The organism is Rhizobium fabae, from assembly GCF_003985135.1.
Lineage (GTDB): Bacteria > Pseudomonadota > Alphaproteobacteria > Rhizobiales > Rhizobiaceae > Rhizobium > Rhizobium pisi.
The window spans coordinates 436,857-454,858 of sequence record NZ_ML133648.1; the positions used below are offsets into that span (position 1 = coordinate 436,857).

Annotated in this window: 19 protein-coding genes and 1 pseudogene; 13 read left to right on the forward strand and 7 right to left on the reverse strand. The window is 61.3% G+C overall.

Annotation, left to right across the window (positions count from 1 at the left end):
- Nucleotides 1–112 precede the first annotated feature (112 nt).
- The gene (locus EFB14_RS10665) at nucleotides 113–760 is read right to left on the reverse strand and encodes a TetR/AcrR family transcriptional regulator (RefSeq protein ID WP_125842903.1); all 648 of its coding nucleotides are present in this window, start codon (nucleotides 758–760) and stop codon (nucleotides 113–115) included.
- Between the two features lie 137 nt (nucleotides 761–897).
- Here EFB14_RS10665 and EFB14_RS10670 point away from each other — a divergent pair, with 137 nt between their 5' ends.
- Together EFB14_RS10670 and EFB14_RS10675 are read left to right on the forward strand one after the other, a co-directional pair.
- Entirely contained in the window at nucleotides 898–2,079 is a 1,182-nt protein-coding gene (locus EFB14_RS10670) for an HlyD family secretion protein (protein WP_126825126.1), read from the forward strand.
- A gap of 23 nt (nucleotides 2,080–2,102) precedes the next feature.
- Entirely contained in the window at nucleotides 2,103–3,692 is a 1,590-nt protein-coding gene (locus tag EFB14_RS10675; RefSeq protein ID WP_126825129.1) for a DHA2 family efflux MFS transporter permease subunit, read from the forward strand.
- An 85-nt stretch (nucleotides 3,693–3,777) separates the two neighbouring features.
- On the opposite strand, the gene EFB14_RS10680 is transcribed toward EFB14_RS10675, so the two are convergent.
- Both EFB14_RS10680 and EFB14_RS10685 read right to left on the reverse strand, forming a co-directional pair.
- A complete protein-coding gene (locus EFB14_RS10680; protein WP_183604827.1) occupies nucleotides 3,778–4,647 on the reverse strand; it encodes an aldose 1-epimerase family protein in 870 nt (289 codons plus the stop codon).
- Between the two features lie 87 nt (nucleotides 4,648–4,734).
- The gene (locus EFB14_RS10685) at nucleotides 4,735–5,064 is read right to left on the reverse strand and encodes a DUF6665 family protein (protein WP_125842895.1); all 330 of its coding nucleotides are present in this window, start codon (nucleotides 5,062–5,064) and stop codon (nucleotides 4,735–4,737) included.
- Nucleotides 5,065–5,245: 181 nt separating this feature from the next.
- Here EFB14_RS10685 and EFB14_RS10690 point away from each other — a divergent pair, with 181 nt between their 5' ends.
- The 4 genes and pseudogenes from EFB14_RS10690 (at nucleotide 5,246) to EFB14_RS10705 (ending at nucleotide 8,260) form a co-directional block, all read left to right on the forward strand.
- Nucleotides 5,246–6,868, forward strand: a complete 1,623-nt coding sequence (locus EFB14_RS10690; protein ID WP_126825135.1) for an ABC-F family ATP-binding cassette domain-containing protein — start codon at nucleotides 5,246–5,248, stop codon at nucleotides 6,866–6,868.
- Nucleotides 6,869–6,975: 107 nt separating this feature from the next.
- A pseudogene (locus EFB14_RS10695) lies at nucleotides 6,976–7,360 on the forward strand (VOC family protein).
- A 61-nt stretch (nucleotides 7,361–7,421) separates the two neighbouring features.
- Entirely contained in the window at nucleotides 7,422–8,009 is a 588-nt protein-coding gene (locus tag EFB14_RS10700; RefSeq protein WP_126825138.1) for a hypothetical protein, read from the forward strand.
- An 86-nt stretch (nucleotides 8,010–8,095) separates the two neighbouring features.
- Entirely contained in the window at nucleotides 8,096–8,260 is a 165-nt protein-coding gene (locus tag EFB14_RS10705; protein WP_085739096.1) for a DUF1328 domain-containing protein, read from the forward strand.
- 101 nt (nucleotides 8,261–8,361) lie between these two features.
- Here EFB14_RS10705 and EFB14_RS10710 read toward each other — a convergent pair whose 3' ends face one another.
- Nucleotides 8,362–8,727, reverse strand: a complete 366-nt coding sequence (locus tag EFB14_RS10710; protein WP_126825141.1) for an EF-hand domain-containing protein — start codon at nucleotides 8,725–8,727, stop codon at nucleotides 8,362–8,364.
- Nucleotides 8,728–8,744: 17 nt separating this feature from the next.
- Nucleotides 8,745–8,990: a glycine zipper 2TM domain-containing protein gene (locus EFB14_RS10715; RefSeq protein ID WP_126825144.1), complete on the reverse strand. Its 246-nt coding sequence runs from the start codon at nucleotides 8,988–8,990 to the stop codon at nucleotides 8,745–8,747.
- Nucleotides 8,991–9,572: 582 nt separating this feature from the next.
- Here EFB14_RS10715 and EFB14_RS10725 point away from each other — a divergent pair.
- Both EFB14_RS10725 and EFB14_RS10730 read left to right on the forward strand, forming a co-directional pair.
- A complete protein-coding gene (locus tag EFB14_RS10725; RefSeq protein WP_125842883.1) occupies nucleotides 9,573–10,094 on the forward strand; it encodes a DUF992 domain-containing protein in 522 nt (173 codons plus the stop codon).
- 90 nt (nucleotides 10,095–10,184) lie between these two features.
- Complete coding sequence (locus EFB14_RS10730) at nucleotides 10,185–10,655, forward strand: GNAT family N-acetyltransferase (protein WP_245438227.1); 471 nt, start codon at nucleotides 10,185–10,187, stop codon at nucleotides 10,653–10,655.
- A gap of 9 nt (nucleotides 10,656–10,664) precedes the next feature.
- Here the strand turns inward: EFB14_RS10730 and EFB14_RS10735 are convergent, their stop codons facing one another.
- Together EFB14_RS10735 and EFB14_RS10740 are read right to left on the reverse strand one after the other, a co-directional pair.
- Nucleotides 10,665–11,231 carry a dienelactone hydrolase family protein gene (locus EFB14_RS10735; protein WP_126825153.1) on the reverse strand — a complete coding sequence of 189 codons (567 nt, stop codon included), beginning with the start codon at nucleotides 11,229–11,231 and terminating at the stop codon, nucleotides 10,665–10,667.
- A 52-nt stretch (nucleotides 11,232–11,283) separates the two neighbouring features.
- Nucleotides 11,284–12,213 (reverse strand): LysR family transcriptional regulator, encoded by a 930-nt coding sequence (locus tag EFB14_RS10740; protein ID WP_125842877.1) that lies wholly within the window; start codon nucleotides 12,211–12,213, stop codon nucleotides 11,284–11,286.
- Nucleotides 12,214–12,286: 73 nt separating this feature from the next.
- Between EFB14_RS10740 and EFB14_RS10745 the strand changes: the two genes are divergently transcribed.
- From EFB14_RS10745 to EFB14_RS10765, 5 genes are all read left to right on the forward strand, one after another.
- Nucleotides 12,287–13,204, forward strand: a complete 918-nt coding sequence (locus EFB14_RS10745; RefSeq protein ID WP_183604826.1) for a DMT family transporter — start codon at nucleotides 12,287–12,289, stop codon at nucleotides 13,202–13,204.
- 112 nt (nucleotides 13,205–13,316) lie between these two features.
- Nucleotides 13,317–14,090 (forward strand): DeoR/GlpR family DNA-binding transcription regulator, encoded by a 774-nt coding sequence (locus tag EFB14_RS10750; protein WP_125842873.1) that lies wholly within the window; start codon nucleotides 13,317–13,319, stop codon nucleotides 14,088–14,090.
- 195 nt (nucleotides 14,091–14,285) lie between these two features.
- Nucleotides 14,286–15,800: a glycerol-3-phosphate dehydrogenase gene (gene glpD / locus EFB14_RS10755; protein ID WP_126825160.1), complete on the forward strand. Its 1,515-nt coding sequence runs from the start codon at nucleotides 14,286–14,288 to the stop codon at nucleotides 15,798–15,800.
- A 41-nt stretch (nucleotides 15,801–15,841) separates the two neighbouring features.
- Nucleotides 15,842–16,921, forward strand: coding sequence for an ABC transporter ATP-binding protein (locus EFB14_RS10760; RefSeq protein ID WP_125842869.1), 1,080 nt, complete (start codon nucleotides 15,842–15,844; stop codon nucleotides 16,919–16,921).
- A 9-nt stretch (nucleotides 16,922–16,930) separates the two neighbouring features.
- Nucleotides 16,931–18,001, forward strand: coding sequence for an ABC transporter ATP-binding protein (locus EFB14_RS10765; protein ID WP_125842867.1), 1,071 nt, complete (start codon nucleotides 16,931–16,933; stop codon nucleotides 17,999–18,001).
- Nucleotide 18,002: the final 1 nt, after the last annotated feature.

The following is an 18,002-nucleotide window of genomic DNA, read 5'->3' on the forward strand; positions in this document are numbered from 1 at the left end:
CCGCGAGATTGTGTCCGGCACGATCTGGCTGCTGCGGAGCAGCTTCCTCCCGTGCCCCAGCTGGCGGGTCGCCCGTAAGCAGATCATCGTGCTCTGGAGCCCGGGCGCTGCATCAGAGCGCACAACCTTTCAAGAAAAGATCGGCGCACATTTTTGCCCGCGCCGCGATCGCATCGATCTTCGGCGGCGCTTCCTGGCGCAGCATCGCCGCGCGCTGGGGCTCCATGATCATCATGCCGCGCAGCATGCCGCAGGCCGCATGCGGATCGTCGAGCGCAATCAGCCCACGGTCGATCTGCTTGCGAAGCCAATCCTCCATCAGCCTGTTGGTTCTGACGATCGCCTTTTCATAGAAGCTATTGGCGATCTCCGGAAACCGGTCGGACTCACTGATGACGAGGCGGGTGACGGTGATCGTATCCAGCGAGAGCGTCAGCATGCCATAGGCCATCAGCATGCGCTCCAGCCCCTGCCTGAGATCCGCCGCGGCGAGTGTGCCGGGGTCGAGCGCCGTGAGGAAGCGTCCCGTCCGCTCCGTGATCATCTCGGCAAAGAGATCGGCCTTTGTCGGGAACAGGCGGTAGAGCGTCTTGGTCGAAACACCCGCTTCCTGGGCGATTGCAGCGATGCTTGCTGCGGCATAGCCGTTGTCGTGGAATTGCCGGTTGGCCGCCTCGATGATCACGCTTTTCGTATCGTCGTCGCAGCGGACCTGGGGTCGGCCTCGCGACCTCTTCTCGATTTCGTGATTTTGGACCATGACAATTTTCCAAATTCTTGTTGACTTCTATTTTCTAGTACATATTTTGGAAAACAGCAAGTTTCCAATTTGCATTTCACTTTGTTCGAAGGCCGCGGCCGATAGCGACAGCGACCTCCACTACCTGGAGAGAGACGATGTCGATTAAGACGCTGCAAGCCCTGAATAACAACGCACCTGCCACGGAAACGACGGCGGAAGCCGCGCCCTCAACCCTTGAGGCCGGCAACGCACCGCGCGTTGTCGAGCCTGCCGTTGTTTCGGAGCCTCCGGCTCGCAAGCGCCGCGGTCGCGGATTGCTGCTCGGCGCTACGGCCGTCGTGCTGATCGCCGCCGGCGCCTATTACGGCCACGATTACTGGACGGTCGGCCGCTTCCACATCTCGACCGACGATGCCTACGTAAAGGCCGACAGCACGACGGTCGCGCCGAAGGTCTCGGGTTATCTTGCCGAGGTCCTTGTGATGGACAACGAGACGGTCAAGGCGGGTCAACCCCTTGCCCGCATTGACGACCGCGATTTCCGCGCCGCGCTCGATCAGGCAAAGGCGGATGTCGCCGCGGCCGAAGCCATCATCAATGCCAAGCAGGCTTCGCTCGATATCCAGCAGTCCACCATCGCTGCCGCCCGCGCGACGCTCGATGTCGATAAGGCCAATGAGACCTTCGCCGAGCAAAACAACAAGCGTTACACCAACCTTGCCACCAACGGTTATGCGCCGGTTCAGACGGCACAGCAGGCCGCTTCCGCCATCGCTGCCGCCCAGGCAACAATCGTGCGCGACACGGCTGCCCTCGACGCCGCAACCAAGCAGGTCGATCTTTTGAAGGCCGAGCTTGCTCAGGCCAAGGCGACACTTGCCCGTGATCAGGCCGTTGCCCGTCAGGCCGAGCTCAACCTTTCCTATGCGACGATCGTTGCGCCCGTCGACGGTACGGTCGGCAACCGCACGCTGCGTGTCGGTCAATATGTCCAGGCCGGCACCCAGCTGATGGCTGTCGTGCCGACGGCGGCTGCCTATATCGTCGCCAACTACAAGGAGACGCAGCTGACCGACGTGCATGCTGGCCAGCCTGTCGATATCGAAGTCGATATGTTCCCAGGCCGCGTCTATCGCGGCCATGTCGACAGCCTTGCGCCCGCCAGCGGCCAGGAATTCGCGCTGCTGCCGCCCGATAACGCCACCGGCAACTTCACCAAGGTCGTCCAGCGCATTCCGGTCAGGATCGTGCTTGACGGCGACGCCGCCGCAAATGGCGATCTGCGCCCCGGCATGTCCGTCCAGCCGAGCATCGACACCAAGAACGACCGCAGTTAGGCGGGGGATGAGGAGTTCGTGTCATGTCCACAATCGCAGCAACAGCCATCGCCGTTCCGCAGCCAAGGGTAGGGGCCAGCACCAGAGACTGGATCGCCGTTCTCGCCGGCATGATCGGCGCCTTCATGGCGATCCTCAACATCCAGATCACCAACGCCTCCCTCCTCGATATCGAGGGCGGCATCGGAACGGGTGTCGACAACGGCGCTTGGATTTCGACGTCCTATCTGATCGGCGAGATCGTCGTCATTCCGCTGACGGCTTATTTCAGCAACGTTTTCTCGTTCCGCCGTTATATCCTCGTCAATTCCATCCTGTTCCCGCTCTTTTCGATGGCCTGTGCCTTCGCGCATGATCTCGGCACGATGATCCTGCTGCGCGGCCTGCAGGGCTTTGCCGGCGGTGTGCTGATTCCCATGGCCTTCACCATGGTGCTGACCAAGCTGCCGAAGAACCAGCAGCCGCTTGGTCTTGCCATCTTTGCGCTGTCGGTCACCTTCGCTCCGGCGATCGGCCCGACGATCGGCGGCTACCTGACCGAGAATTACGGCTGGCAGACGATCTTCTTCATCAACACGATCCCGAGCCTCATCATGGCGGCGGCTCTCGCCCTGACGCTGGAAAAGCAGCCGATGCAGCTTCAGCTTCTGAGGGAAGGCGACTGGGCCGGCATCATCACCATGGCGATCGGCCTCTCGGCACTGCAGACCGTGCTGGAAGAAGGCAACAAGGACGACTGGTTCTCCTCGCCTTTCATCATCAAGCTCAGCATCGTCGCCTTCGTCTTTCTGGCCGCCTTCATCTGGATCGAATTGACGGTCAAGAAGCCGCTGGTCAAGCTGCGCCTGTTGACACAGCGCAATTTCGGCATCGGCGTGCTGGTCAACGTCCTGGTCGGCGTCGCCCTCTTCGGCACGGTCTATATCCTGCCGCAATATCTCGGCCAGGTGCAGCGCTATAATGCCGAGCAGATCGGCAACGTGCTTGCCTGGACCGGCTTGCCACAGCTTTTGCTCATCCCGCTCGTGCCGGTTCTGATGAAGCGTTTCGATGCCCGCTATATCGGCTTCCTCGGCATCTCGATCTTCGCGATCAGCTGCTTCATGAACATCACGCTTTCGGCTGACAATGCCGGCGACCAGTTCTGGATCCCGAACATCGTGCGTGCCATTGGTCAGGCCCTGGTGCTGACGCCGATCACAGCTATTACCACGGCCGGCATTGCTCCTGCCGATGCCGCCGCCGCCTCGGGCCTCACCAATATGCTGCGCAATCTCGGCGGCGCGGTCGGTACGGCGTCGCTCGGCACCATCCTGACGAAGCGAGAGCAGTTCCACTCGAATATCATCGGCCAGTCGATCACGCTGACCCGTGACGAAGTTCGCGATCGCCTGGCCAAGCTTACCGGCTACTTCATCCAGCACGGGGTCACCGATCCGGCTGTCGCATCGCAAAAGGCAATCGTCGCGATGGGTCAGATCGTCAAGCGTCAGGCATTGATCCTGGGCTTCAGCGACACTTTCGCCGTCATCGGCGTGGTGCTTGCATTGGCGGCGATTGCCCTGCTTCTCACCAAAAAGCCGCAGGCCGGCGGCGGTGCGGGCGCCCATTGAAGGCCGGCAGACGCCGCAGGAAGAACCCTCTGAAGAAAAGCCCCCCTTTGCACGTCATGCGAAGGAGGGCTTCACCCGTGAAAGCCTATTGCCCGATCTCGACAGTGAAGGCGAAGCGCGCCACCGCACCCGGCGCGAGCAGCGTGGTCGAGGGCCGCTCCGACAGCTCGCTCGAAGCCCCGGCTTGTGCAGCGGTCCCATGCCACGGCTCGACGCAGAGGAAGGGCGCCCCCGGCTTGGTCCAGAGAGCAAGGTTGGGCAGGTTTTCGAAGCGGAACCGCAGGCTCGGCCCGCCTTCGGCGCCATAGCGCAGCCCTCCGCCGGCACCCTTGGGGAAGATCATCGCGTCCTGCTCGAACATCACGTGATCCAGCACCAGCCGGCCAGCATGAAACGGCGAAGGCAGCGCTGCGGGGTTGATAAGGCCGCCCGCCAGCCGCACGAGCTCGGGCTCGCCCTGATTGTCGAGCGTGATGCTGTGGGCGCGTCCGGAAGCACCGGGCAGCGGCCAGGCGAAGGCCGAGTGAAAGCCGAGCCCGAAGGGCATCGTCTTTTGATCGCGGTTGGTCACCTCAGCGCTGACGGTCAGCGCGCGGCCTTCCACCGCATGCTCCACGGCGAGCAGGAAATCGAACGGATAGACCGCCCGGGTGGCCTCGGAGGCGGTCAGCTCGTATCGGCACATCGTCGCGGTGGAAGCCGCGAGTGTAAATTCGCTCCGGCGGGCAAAACCATGCTGGGCCATCGGATAGACAGTGCCGTCGATCGCGATCTTGTCGTCGGGGGCCTTGCCGACGATCGGAAACAGGATCGGCGAGCGCCCGGTCCAGAAAGCGGCGTCGCCCGTCCAAAGCCAGGAGCGTCCGTCGCTGGTGTCGAGCGTCTGCATCTCGGCGCCGAGGGAAGAGACGTCGCTGGTGAGATCCTGATTTCCGATCCGGATTGAACTTGGCATCGCAATTCCCTTTCGCATTGGTTCGGCACCAAGCATAGCTGCCGGCACCGCGATTTCTATCGGTAGGTGAAAGATGCGCGTCAGCCGTTACTTTCGTACCGCGCCCAATCTCGCAATCACTTCGTTCGGAATGCCGTAGCGCTGGATGGCGTCACGGTTGTTGCGCAAGCCGCAGATCTCCCGCTGGATGAAGAACGCCCAGACGGCGTCGGAGGCATCATTGAGAAGCCTCTCACGCTCTTCGGCGCTCTGTCGGTCGGCAGACCAGGATTTCAGGGCGGCGAGGGCCGCTTCGACCTTCAGCCCGTGACGGCCAAGTGAATCGGCGCGTTCCGACATCAGCTCGTATTCGAGGACATTGAAACCGTTTTTATCCTGCTGGGATGATCTGAAGGACTGCGGCGGACGAACGCTCATTGGCAGGGATTCCCTTTGGCGTAAGCCACGATATTATCCAATCCGGATCGAAATCAAGAAGCACGGTCTTATCGCGTCCCGAAAACCGCGCACGCTTTTCGGGACGGAAAACGGGCTATCCTGCCGCTGCCTCGCATGGCATAAGGGCGCCAAAATTTCTTCCCAGGCCCGCGCACGCATCATGATTCGTATCGAAAATATCAGCAAACAGCTCAGCCATCGCATCCTCTTCATCGAGGCCTCGGCAGCGCTCAACAGAGGCGAGAAGATCGGTCTCGTCGGTCCGAACGGCGCCGGCAAGACGACGATCTTCCGGATGATCAACGGCGAAGAGCAGCCCGACGAAGGCCAAGTCTCCTGCGAGAAGGGCGTCACCATCGGCTACTTCAACCAGGATGTCGGCGAGATGGCTGGCCACAGCGCCGTTGCCGAGGTGATGAACGGCGCCGGCCCCGTCAGCATCGTCGCCGCCGAGCTGCGGGAACTCGAGGCCGCCATGGCCGACCCCGAAAGGGCCGGCGACATGGAGGAGATCATCGAGCGCTACGGCGAGGTGCAGGCGCGTTACGAAGAGCTGGACGGCTATGCGCTCGATGGCCGCGCCCGCGAAGTGCTCGCCGGTTTGAGCTTCAGCCAGGAGATGATGGACGGCGATGTCGGTGCGCTGTCGGGCGGCTGGAAGATGCGCGTGGCTCTCGCCCGCATCCTGCTCATGCGCCCCGACGTCATGCTGCTCGACGAACCGAGCAACCATTTGGATCTCGAAAGCCTGATCTGGCTCGAAGAGTTCCTGAAGGGTTATGAGGGCGCGCTGCTGATGACGTCGCACGATCGCGAGTTCATGAACCGCATCGTCAACAAGATCCTCGAGATCGACGGCGGCGCGCTCACGACCTATTCCGGTGACTACGAGTTTTACGAGCAGCAGCGGGCGCAGAACGAAAAGCAGCAACAGGCCCAGTTCGAGCGCCAACAGGCAATGCTCGCCAAGGAAATCAAGTTCATCGAGCGTTTCAAGGCGCGCGCCTCGCATGCCTCGCAGGTGCAGAGCCGCGTAAAGAAGCTGGAGAAGATTGATCGGGTGGAGCCGCCCAAACGCCGTCAGTCGGTCGCTTTCGAGTTTCAGCCGGCCCCGCGCTCGGGCGAGGATGTGGTCAGTCTGAAGAACGTCCACAAGAAATACGGCAGCCGAAGCATCTATGAGGGGCTCGATTTCATGGTGCGGCGCAGGGAGCGCTGGTGCATCATGGGAATCAACGGCGCCGGCAAGTCGACGCTGCTGAAGCTCGTGACAGGCACTACCGCGCCCGACCAGGGCAATGTCGCTCTCGGGGCCAGCGTCAAGATGGGTTACTTCGCCCAGCACGCCATGGATATTCTCGACGGCGAGCGCACCATCTTCCAATCGCTGGAAGACCGCTTTCCCCAGGCGGGGCAGGGGCCTCTGCGCGCACTGGCCGGATGTTTCGGCTTTTCCGGCGACGATGTCGAGAAAAGGTGCCGAGTGCTGTCCGGCGGCGAGAAGGCCCGGCTGGTCATGGCAATGATGCTGTTCGATCCGCCGAACCTGCTGGTGCTCGACGAGCCGACAAACCATCTCGACCTCGACACCAAGGAGATGCTCATCAAGGCGCTGTCGCAATTTGAGGGCACCATGCTCTTCGTCTCGCACGACCGACATTTCCTGGCCGCACTCTCCAACCGCGTGCTGGAGCTGACGCCCGAGGGCATCCACCAGTATGGCGGCGGCTACACCGAGTATGTAGCGCGAACCGGCCACGAGGCGCCTGGCCTGCGGAGCTGACGGCTGTTTTTTTGAAGCGGCATGTCGAAACCGTCAGGGTCGAACCGACCAGCAGAGACCGATCGCGATATCGGTCGAACGGTTGGAGCAACGGAGGAGAATTGCCCATGCAGCTGAACGGGATCGAGGTCATCACGTTGTTCGTCGATAATATCGACGATGCGAAGTCATTCTATCAAAAGGTCTTTGCCTGCGAGGCCGTCTATCAGGATGCAGTCAGCTCCGTCCTGAATCGCGGGGGTGATGGTCAATCTGCTGGAGGCCACGCAAGCGCCTCAACTGGTCGAGCCATCGGCGGTGGCAGCGCCCGCTTCCGGCGTGCGCGTTCTGCTGACGATCAAGGTCGATGACGTCGATGCGGTCTGCGCCGAACTGCGCAAGCTTGGGGTAAAGCTGCTCAACGGCCCGGTCGATCGCCCATGGGGGCGCCGCACGGCGGCCTTTGCCGATCCCTCGGGCCATGTCTGGGAAGTTGCGCAGGAGTTGGGCTAACCGCAGCTGATTCGTATCGGCAAAGGGCCGGCTTCGGTCGATATTGCGGCCGCTTGCCACGATGATGACCCAATTCCGTGGTGATCGGGACCCTCCTCAGACAATCGGGGCGGGCATCTGCATGGACTGGATCAATCGTTACATCGATCAGCCGTTATTGAACGGCGCGGCAGGCTTGCTGCGGAGCTGGCACATCCGCACGCGCCAGCCGCCGGAGCTGCTGGAGCCGACGTGGAATCTTGCCGTGCTCTCCCTTCTCCTGATTGCCAGCGGACAGGTCATGGCCGGCAAGCCTTTCGCGCTCAGCGTCATCGCCCTGATCATGCTGGCACTGCCTTCCGCACGCAAACTGCTTTCGGTGGTGAGGGCGGGGAAAAATGTCTACGGCGCCCGGGAATACAAATCGCTGAGAGCGCGCGCGGTCACCAAACGCGATGCGGAGTGGTCCGTGCGGATCATCGTGCTGTTTGCAGCCGCTTGCCTTCCCTTCGTCGCCCGCATCGACGATCCGGTCGGAGCCTCCTTCATGCTGGGGGCGAGCGTCTGGTTCGTGCTGACTGGTCCGCTCAAGGCCTATCTCGATGCAGCCGAGCCTCCCGAGCCGAATGAAGGCGACCGGATGTACAGCGGCGTCTTTCATTTCGGCTGAACAAAGCCGCTGCGACAGCTCCGGCCGTGAGGGAACCAAAGCGGGCGGTCTCCGTTATTACCGCAGCAACGTAAAAGGAGATCGCGATGCTATACTACGCTCTGGTATTTCTCGTTGTGGCCTTGATTGCCGGCGTCCTCGGATTTGGCGGCATCGCAGGGGCTTCAGCTTCCATTGCCCAGGTTCTGTTCTTCATTTTCCTGGTGCTCTTCGTCGTTTCGATCGTCATGCGCCTGATGCGAAGAGTATAGCGCGGACAGATCGAGAATAAAAACCCAGCCAAATTGAACTGGCCCCAGAAAATTGGACATCAATCTTCGGGGTCAGTTCAAGACGTCCCCGGGTTTTCCTTCTATTGAAGATTGCCGTTTCGATCCCGGTCCGCCGTTGCGAAATCCGCCATCACCCGTTGCATGAACTCGCTCTTGGTGATGCGGCCGTCGTGGTTGGCGTCCGTCAGGGTGAATTGCTCGACGGTCAGGATCTGCACCGTCTCATCGGCTTTCAGATTCCCATCCTTGTTCTTGTCGAGACTGACAAAAGCCGTACCCATGAAGGCTTCATATTCGGAACGATCGACCGTTCTGCTGGAATTGACGTCGAGCCTGTCCATCTGCCCCTGATACATCGAGGCAGGTTGCTGGGAACCGGGCTGCTGGGCGAGCGCGCCGGCATATTGGTACAGTATGATTGCCATCACCAAAGGCAAGGTTTTCATTGCTCTATCCTCCTGAATTATTTGCAAGCCAGGCGATTGCCCACGAAACCGCCGCCGGCTATGCCACCGCCGATGGCGAGGACCTGGCCGGTGCCGGCGCCAATGGTGCTGCCGATCAGGCCGCCGACGATCGCGCCGCCGACGGTGCCGGCAATACAGCCGAATTCGGAATTCCGGTCCGAGACGGCCTGTGACGTCGTCCCGGACTGACAGGCGGATACGGCAAGGCTTCCCGCCAGTATGATAGTTGTGCGTACGCGCATTTTTCCCTCCCAATGAACGATACGCCGCCATCTCAAATAGAGATCGGCGGGCGTGCTGTTGTCCGGCCCGGCAAAAATAATCTTCTGGGTATGGATCACGAATTTCAGGCGGCATTTCTGTCAAAGTGAAAACAGAAATGCCTTGGGAATATGCAGAAATTCTGCGGCAATGCCGGAAAATGCCATATGATTCTCCCTGCTTACGGTTCTGCAAGGAGAAAGCTTCCGAATACTACAGCTATACATGCGGCGTGGCAACCTGCGCGATCATCGGCGGCGGCATCGGATCGATGGTGCTGACGTGCGCAAGGCTCCGGAGCAGCGGGCCGGATGATCGAAATCGTGCCTTTTTTGCAACCATTCCGGACAAGATCGTGAAATGGCGCAGAAGGCGGCATGGTGCCTTCGAAATGTCCGAAAGGGGGCCGAACCGTGAGCCTGTTGTCGCTTGCGCTCTTCCCATGCGCTTTCATATGCGATGCGGAAATGGCGCCGGTTTGGGATCGTTTTGCGGTTCCGTCCGTTATCTGGTGTCGGGCAGCCGCGTATATGCTCCCGCCACGATTTGAGAAGGAGAGACTTATGAATAAAACTCTTGCAACGGCGTTTGCCGCGGCATCGTTGACCTTTGTCGGCGTGGGGGCGGTCAGTGCCGCCGATCTCGTCACCAAGACATATGAAGAGCCGGATCTGCGCAACGGCGTGAAAATCGGCTATCTCACCTGCGATATCGGCGGCGGCACGGGTTATGTGCTCGGTTCATCCAAGGAAGCCGATTGCATCTTCCAGTCCATCGTCGGCAACGAGCTTCTTGACCGCTATACCGGTGAAGTGAGAAAGCTTGGCATCGACCTCGGCTTTACCACGCGCAGCCGCCTGATCTGGGCCGTGTTCGCGCCGACGGCCGGTTATCATCGCGGATCGCTTGCAGGCCTTTATGTCGGCGCCACCGCCGAAGCGACACTCGGCGCCGGCGTCGGCGCCAATCTCCTGGTCGGGGGCACCTCCGGCTCGATCCATCTGCAGACGGTCAGCCTGACCGGCCAGCTCGGCCTCAACGTTGCCGCCGGCAGCGCTTCGATGACGCTGACCCCGGCGAACTGACGGGTCCTTTGACGCGCCCCTGCCGGATCGCGGCGGGGGCGTCACCTCATCAGACGCCAGATCCCCCGCATGCTCAACGCGGATTGTGAAATGATCGATATTCGAATGGCGACGTCCGCTGAGGACGAGGTTCTCGTCGAACACTATCTGAAGATCTGGGACAGCTATGGGACGCCGCCGGAACACTACAGACCGGATGCGGCGGGATGGATATTGTCTTTCATCAGAAGCGGCCGCGAGGAGCGATGCCTCACCTCGTTTTTTGCCATTGTCGACGGTGAAATCGCCGGTTCCGTATCCTGCCAGCTGCATCAGTCGCCGTTTCCCGAAATCATTCGGCCGGAGCAACGGCTGCTCGGTTATATCTGGTCCGTCTATGTCGAGGACGCCTTCCGCCGGCGCGGCATCGCGCTGGCGCTGACCAAAAAGGCTGTCGACCACCTGAAATCGCTCGGCTGCACCACGGCTGTCATCCACGCCTCGGATGCCGGCGAACCCGTCTATCAGGCCGCTGGTTTTGAACTGGCGAAGGAAATGCGCCTGAAGCTTGCGGCCGATTAGGAAAAAACCCTAAAGCGCGCCGAGGAAGTCGATGATGCGGTTCCATGTCCGTTCAGCGGCCTCGTCATCATAATCGGGCAGAGTCGCATCGGTGTAGAGATGGCCGATGCCGGGATATTTGAATATCTCTGCTGATATGCCCAAGCGCGCCGCCGCCGCTTGCCAGGCAGCAACCTCGTCGGCAGGGCCGAAGCGATCCGGATCGGCAAGATGGACCTGGACGGGCAGGCCGCTGCGCACATTATCCGGAATTCCACCAACGCTGTGAAGCAGCAGTACGCCTGCCGTCAGCGGCCGCATCGGCCAGAGATCGGCTGTGATGCCGACGCCCATCGAAAATCCGCCGAGCACGGCCGAGGCAGGCAGCGCTGCAGTCGCCTTTTCCGCCCGTTCGCAAAGAGTGGGCCAGCCGATCGCTTCCTTCAGCGCAAAGCCCTCATCGATCGATCGGGCGACCTTGCCCTCATAAAGATCGGGGGTGAACACATCATGTCCAGCCGCCCGCAGGCGCTCCGCCGAATCCCGTTCAAGGGAGCGCAATCCGTAGACAGAATGGAACAGGATCACTGTAGCCATGGATATGCTCCTCCTATTCTTGGCTCAATCCAGCGCGATCCGCCCAGATCCCCTAGGTTTTCGCCCGCCCGGGCGCTGTGAATGCGGCGATCGTCTCCTCGTCATGGCCGGCCTCGCGCAGGAAGCGGCTGGCAAATTCGATGGCGGGGCTTCGAAGCGCATCGTCCGGGCGGATCAGGTGGAAGGCCACGTGGTGGTCGATCGCGCGCTCCGACACCGCGACGATGCGCCCGGCGGCCAGCGCCGCATCCGACAGCGGTGGGCGGGCGAGCGCGATGCCGAGTCCCTGCGCGCAGGCATCGATCACCAGATTGTAGTCTTCAAAGCGCCGGTCCTGGCCGCGCGGGACATAGTCGATACCTTCGCGGGAGAGCCAGCGGCGCCAGCCTTCGATATTCGAATCGTGAAGGATCGGCAGATCGAGCAGCGAAATGGCATCCGAGCGCCGCCCGAGGCGCTCCGCCAGGATAGGAGCGGCGATCGGAAAGGATTTCTCCTGCCAGAGCGGTAAAGCGCGCACGCCGGCCCATGGTCCCTTGCCGCAGCGAATGGCGAGATCCGTGCCTTCGCCGAAATCCGCCAGCCGGTGTTCGAGCGTCAGTTCGACATGCAGCTCGTTTCCTTCGAGCTTCGGCAGGCGCTGGAACAGCCATAACGAAGCGACTGACGGCGTTACGGAAAGGCGCACCACCGCCTTGTTGGGCCGGGGCAGCCAGCGCTCGCCGGTGTTGCCGAGCAGGGAAAGCGCTTCCTCGGCACGCGCGAAAAACCGCATGCCCTCCGGCGTCAGCCGTACGCCGCGGGCTTCACGCGCAAACAGGCGCACGCCCATCCAGCGCTCGAGCCGCGAGACCTGTCGCGAGACGGCGCCATGGGTGATTCCGCTTTCCTCGGCCGCGGCGGAAAACGATCCGAGCCGGGCGGCGCGGGCAAAGGTCTCGAGCGTGTCGAGCGGCGGAAGCACGGGCGAGCTGTGAACCATACGCACATTTGATCATCGATTGCGATGCTTTTCAAGCACGCGTCAAAGGCTTAATTCATGGTCGCAACGAATAGTGGAGGTGAAAATGAGCATGGCGGCAAGCACACCGGTTTCGGCGAAACAACAAGGCACCTTCGATTTTGTGGCCTTTGCGGCGATTGTCGTCACCATCCTCTTCTGGGCTTCTTCCTTCGTGGTGATCCGCATCTGCCTCGGGCCTCTGACGCCGATCGAGCTGGCGACAGCCCGCTATGTGGCGGCTGGCGTCCTCGCTCTTGTTTATCTGGCCATCTACCGACCGATGCCGGAAAAACGTGATTTCCTCCGCCTCTCTATCGCCGCCGTGCTCTTCATCGCCGCCTATGCGGTGCTCTTGAACACCGGCGAGCAGACCGTTGCGGCGGGGCCGGCGAGCTTCATCATCAACACCATGCCGGTCTTCACCGCGCTCATCGCAACATTCGCACTCGGCGAGCGCTTCGGCCGCTGGGGATGGGCGGGCACTGCGGTTTCCTTCGGCGGCGTGGCGCTGATTGCTGTTGCTTCCGACAGCGGCTTCAAGCTCGATCCGAACGCCGTGCTGATTCTCGGCGCCGCACTCTGCTCGGCGATTGCCAGCGTGCTGCAGAAGCCGCTGCTTGGCCGGATGCCGGCGCTTGCCGTCACCGCTTGGATCCTGCTGATCGGCTCCGTGCCGCTCTTTCCGGCCGTCCCGGCGACGGTGCGCGCTCTGGCGGCGGCGCCGGCGGACGTGAACGGGGGCGTCGCCTACCTCGTCATCTTCCCCACAGCGATCGGCTATCTGACCTGGGCCATCGCATTGAAGCGGCTGACGGCTGGGCGCGCTTCGAATTTCCTTTACGGCGTCCCGCCGGTCGCAACGCTGATCGGGTTCGTCTGGCTCGGCGAGGTGCCGACGGTGCTGGGCGCTGCCGGTGGGATCATGGCAATCCTCGGCGTGGTCGTGGTCAACGTGATGCGGAAGCGATAGTCGCGCCTGGCACGGCGCAACACATTCGGAATATGGAAGCCGGTGACTGACAAATAGGCATTGCGCCGCTCTTCGCTTTCTTTAAAACGAAAGTAGATCGAAAGGGGCGCCTATGTTTTTGAGCGACCGGCAAACTGAAATCGTGGCGATTGCGAAATCGAGCGGCAGGGTCCTGGTCGAGGAACTCGCCGCCCGTTTTTCGGTGACGCCACAGACGATCCGCAAGGATCTGAATGATCTCTGCGATGCGCAGGTCCTGACGCGCATCCATGGCGGCGCGACCTTCCCGAGCGGAACGGAGAACGTCAAATACGAGGCGCGGCGGCAGATCGCCGCTTCCGAAAAACAGGCGATCGGCCTGGCGGCCGTCGAGCTGATCCCGAGCGGAGCCTCGCTCTTCATCAATATCGGCACGACGACCGAGGCGGTGGGAGAGGCGCTCGCCAATCATCACGAGTTGATGGTGATCACCAATAACATCAATGTTGCCAATAGATTGCGCCTGTTCCCAGCGATCGAAGTGGTGATCGCCGGCGGGGTCGTGCGCGGTTCGGACGGCGGGATCGTCGGCGAAGCGGCCGTCGATTTCATCCGGCAGTTCAAAGTCGATTACGCCGTGATCGGCGCGTCTGCGATCGACATCGACGGCGCCCTCCTCGACTACGATTTTCGCGAGGTGAAAGTCGCCCAGGCGATCATCGCCAATGCCCGGCATGTCATCCTCGTTGCCGATTCGACCAAGTTCGAACGCACTGCACCGGTCAGGATCGGCCAGCTTTCACAGGTTCATACCTTCATCACCGACCACTGTCCGCTGCCCTCGATCCGCAATCTCTGCCTCGAAAACAATGTGAAACTAATCGAAACCAACGGCAGATCGCGATAGACACGCGGCGCTTCAGCGCTTTGTTTCAGGGCATTCCCATGAAAGCCGTTGAGCATTCTTTCTGGAATCTCTTCCGGTATCGATCTGCGAAAACATTCGTTTGACATTCGTATCTCTTTCGTTTTAACTGATGTTGCTTTCGCAATTGCGCAGGTTTTGTGCAATGCGAAATCCGCAGCAGGCTCGGAGGGGAAGTTGGGCCCGGAAATTCACGACATATTCGTCATCGGCGGCGGCATCAACGGCTGCGGGATTGCGCGCGATGCCGTTGGGCGCGGCTATTCGGTGGCGCTGGCGGAGATGAACGATTTTGCGTCTGGTACTTCCTCGGGCGCCACCAAGCTCATCCATGGCGGCCTGCGTTATCTAGAGCACTACGAATTCCGCCTGGTGCGCGAATCCTTGATGGAACGCGAGATCCTCTGGGCGATGGCGCCGCACATCATCTGGCCGCTGCGCTTCGTGCTGCCCTATCACAAGGGCGGCATCCGCCCGGCCTGGCTGATCCGGCTCGGCCTCTTCCTCTACGACCATCTCGGCGGCCGCAAGTTGCTGCCGGCGACATCCGTGCTGGACATGCGCAAAGACGCGGCCGGCAAGCCGCTGAAGGCTTTGTTTACGAGGGCTTTCGAATATTCTGACGGCTGGGTCGACGACGCGCGCATGGTGGTACTGAACGCCCGCGACGCCGCCGACAAGGGGGCGACCATCCTGCCGCGCACCAAGGTGGTGTCGGCCAGGCGCGAAAATGGCCTCTGGCACATCGACACCATCGATACGGTCACCGGCCGCAATGGCAGCCATCAGGCCCGCATGCTGGTCAACGCCGCCGGCCCCTGGGTCGATCATGTCATCCGTTCGGCCTTCGGTCAGAACGAGGCTCACCATGTCCGCCTCGTCCAGGGCAGCCATATCATCGTGAAGAAGAAGTTCGATGATCCCAGGGCCTATTTCTTCCAGAACCCTGACAACCGCATCATCTTCGCCATCCCCTATGAGGGCGATTTTACTCTGATCGGCACCACCGACCGCGATTACACCGCTGATCCCCGGGACGTCCGGATTTCCGAGGAAGAGACCGTCTATCTCTGCAATGCGGCATCGGAATATTTCAAGGAGCCGGTCAGGCCCGAGGATATCGTCTGGACCTATTCGGCGGTCAGGCCGCTTTATGATGACGGCGCCTCGAAGGCCCAGGAGGCCACGCGCGACTACGTGCTGAAGATCGAGGGCGAAGGCGGCGCGGCGCCGTTGTTGAACGTCTTCGGCGGCAAGCTCACCACCTATCGCCGGCTTTCCGAACATGCGCTGGAGAAAATCGGCGCTGCGATCGGCGTCAAGGGCGCGCCCTGGACGGCCAAGAGCCATCTGCCGGGCGGCGATTTCCCGGTCAGGGGTTATGAGGCCGAGGTCGCCAAACTGAAACGGCGTTATCCGTTCCTCGCCGATACGCATGCGCGCCGTCTGGTGCGCCGCTACGGCACCAGGGCCGAGGTACTGCTCGGCGATGCCCGCGGCCCCGAGGATCTCGGACGGCTGTTCGGCGGCGATCTTTACGAGGCTGAGGTCACATACCTCGTCGAACATGAATGGGCCCGGCACGCCGATGACGTGCTGTGGAGGAGAACAAAGGATGGTCTGCGCCTTTCGAAGGAGCAGGCTCAGTCATTGGAGGAGTACATGGCTGCCAGACCGGCGATGGCCGGATAGGCGCTATGTGGTCCCCGCTGCGTGGAGGCACGGGAACAGGAATGCTGGAACTGCGAAACGCCGCCAAGATGGTGGGGGCGGATTATCACATCTATCCGACCGATCTGGTCCTCGAGCGGGGAACGCTGAACGTCCTGCTCGGGCCGACGCTGTCGGGCAAGACGTCGCTGATGCGGCTGATGGCCGGGCTCGATCGTCCGACCGCCGGCTCCGTCCATTTCGACGGCGCCGATGTCACCGGCATGCCGGTGCAGAAACGCAATGTCGCCATGGTCTACCAGCAGTTCATCAACTATCCGGCGCTGACCGTCTATGAGAACATCGCCTCGCCGATGCGCATATCCGGCAAGGATGCCGCCACGATCGACCGCGAGGTGCGCAAGGCGGCCGAGCTTCTGAAGCTCACGCCCTATCTCGACCGCACGCCGCTCAACCTGTCCGGCGGCCAGCAGCAGCGCACCGCGCTTGCGCGCGCGCTGGTCAAGAATGCCAGCCTCGTTTTGATGGACGAGCCGCTCGCCAATCTCGACTACAAGCTGCGCGAGGAACTGCGGCAGGAATTGCCGCGCATCTTCGCCCAGTCCGGCGCGATCTTCGTCTATGCCACGACGGAACCCTCCGAAGCCTTGTTGCTTGGTGGCAATACGGCGACGCTCAACGAAGGCCGGATCACGCAGTTCGGCCCGACGATCGAGGTCTATCGCAAACCGCTCGATCTGACGACGGCGAAAACCTTTGCCGATCCGCCGCTGAATTTTATTGATCTGGTCAAATCGGCAGGCAATTTCCTGCGCGATGGCGCTGTGATTTTTGCCGTGCCGCCGCACCTTCAGAACGTGCCGGACGGGCCGGCAACGATAGCGTTTCACCCGCATCATCTTGCACCAACCGCCCAGACGGCTGATTCGGCGCGGCTGACAGCACGGACACAGATTTCGGAGATCACGGGGTCGGAAAGTTTCGTGCATCTGCAATTTGCCGACACCCGCTGGGTGATGCTTGCGCACGGCATCCACAATATCGACCCGGACACGGACCTCTCCGTTTTCATCGATACGCGCCACCTGATGGCGTTCGGCGCGGACGGCCGGGCGATCACCACCGCCGGGCAGAGGGGCTAGGAGAAGATCATGGCACGTATCACCCTCGATCATATCAGACATGCCTATGGGCCGAACCCGAAGAGCGAGAAGGACTACGCTCTCAAAGAAGTGCACCACGAGTGGAACGATGGCGGCGCCTATGCGCTGCTCGGACCTTCAGGCTGCGGAAAGACCTCGCTGCTCAATATCATTTCCGGCCTTATTCAGCCGTCCGAAGGGCGAATTCTTTTCGACGGACAGGATGTTACGAACCTGCCGACGCAGCAGCGAAATATTGCGCAGGTATTCCAGTTTCCGGTGATCTACGACACGATGACCGTCTATGACAATCTTGCTTTCCCCTTGCGCAACCGCGGCGTGGCAGAGCCCGACGTTGATCGTCGTGTCCGTGAAATATTGGAGATGATCGATCTTGGAGACTGGGCCAAGCGACGTGCCCGCGGTTTGACGGCGGACCAAAAGCAGAAGATTTCGCTCGGTCGCGGCCTCGTGCGCTCGGATGTAAACGCGATTCTCTTCGACGAGCCGCTCACTGTTATCGACCCGCATATGAAATGGGTGCTGCGATCGCAGCTGAAGCGGCTGCATAAGCAGTTCGGTTTTACCATGGTCTATGTCACGCATGACCAGACGGAAGCGCTGACCTTCGCCGACAAAGTCGTGGTGATGTACGATGGCGAGATTGTGCAGATCGGCACGCCGGCCGAGCTCTTCGAGCGTCCGAGCCATACCTTCGTCGGCTACTTCATCGGTTCTCCGGGCATGAACTTCATGCCAGCCAAGGTGGAAGGCCGCACGATTCGGGTGGGCGAGCATGCTCTGACGCTCGACTATGCGCCAAAGACTTCGGCAGCGGCCAAGGTTGAGCTTGGGATTCGGCCCGAGTTTGTTCGGGTCGGCCGCGAGGGCATGCCTGTGACCGTCAGCAAGGTGGAAGATATCGGCCGGCAGAAGATCGTCCGCGCGCAGCTTGCCGGCCAGCCTATCGCGATCGTCGTCCCTGAGGACCAGGAAATTCCTGCTGATCCCCGGGTGACCTTCGAGCCATCGGGTATCAGTGTCTATGCCGACTCTTGGCGCGCCGGACCGGAGGCTTGAT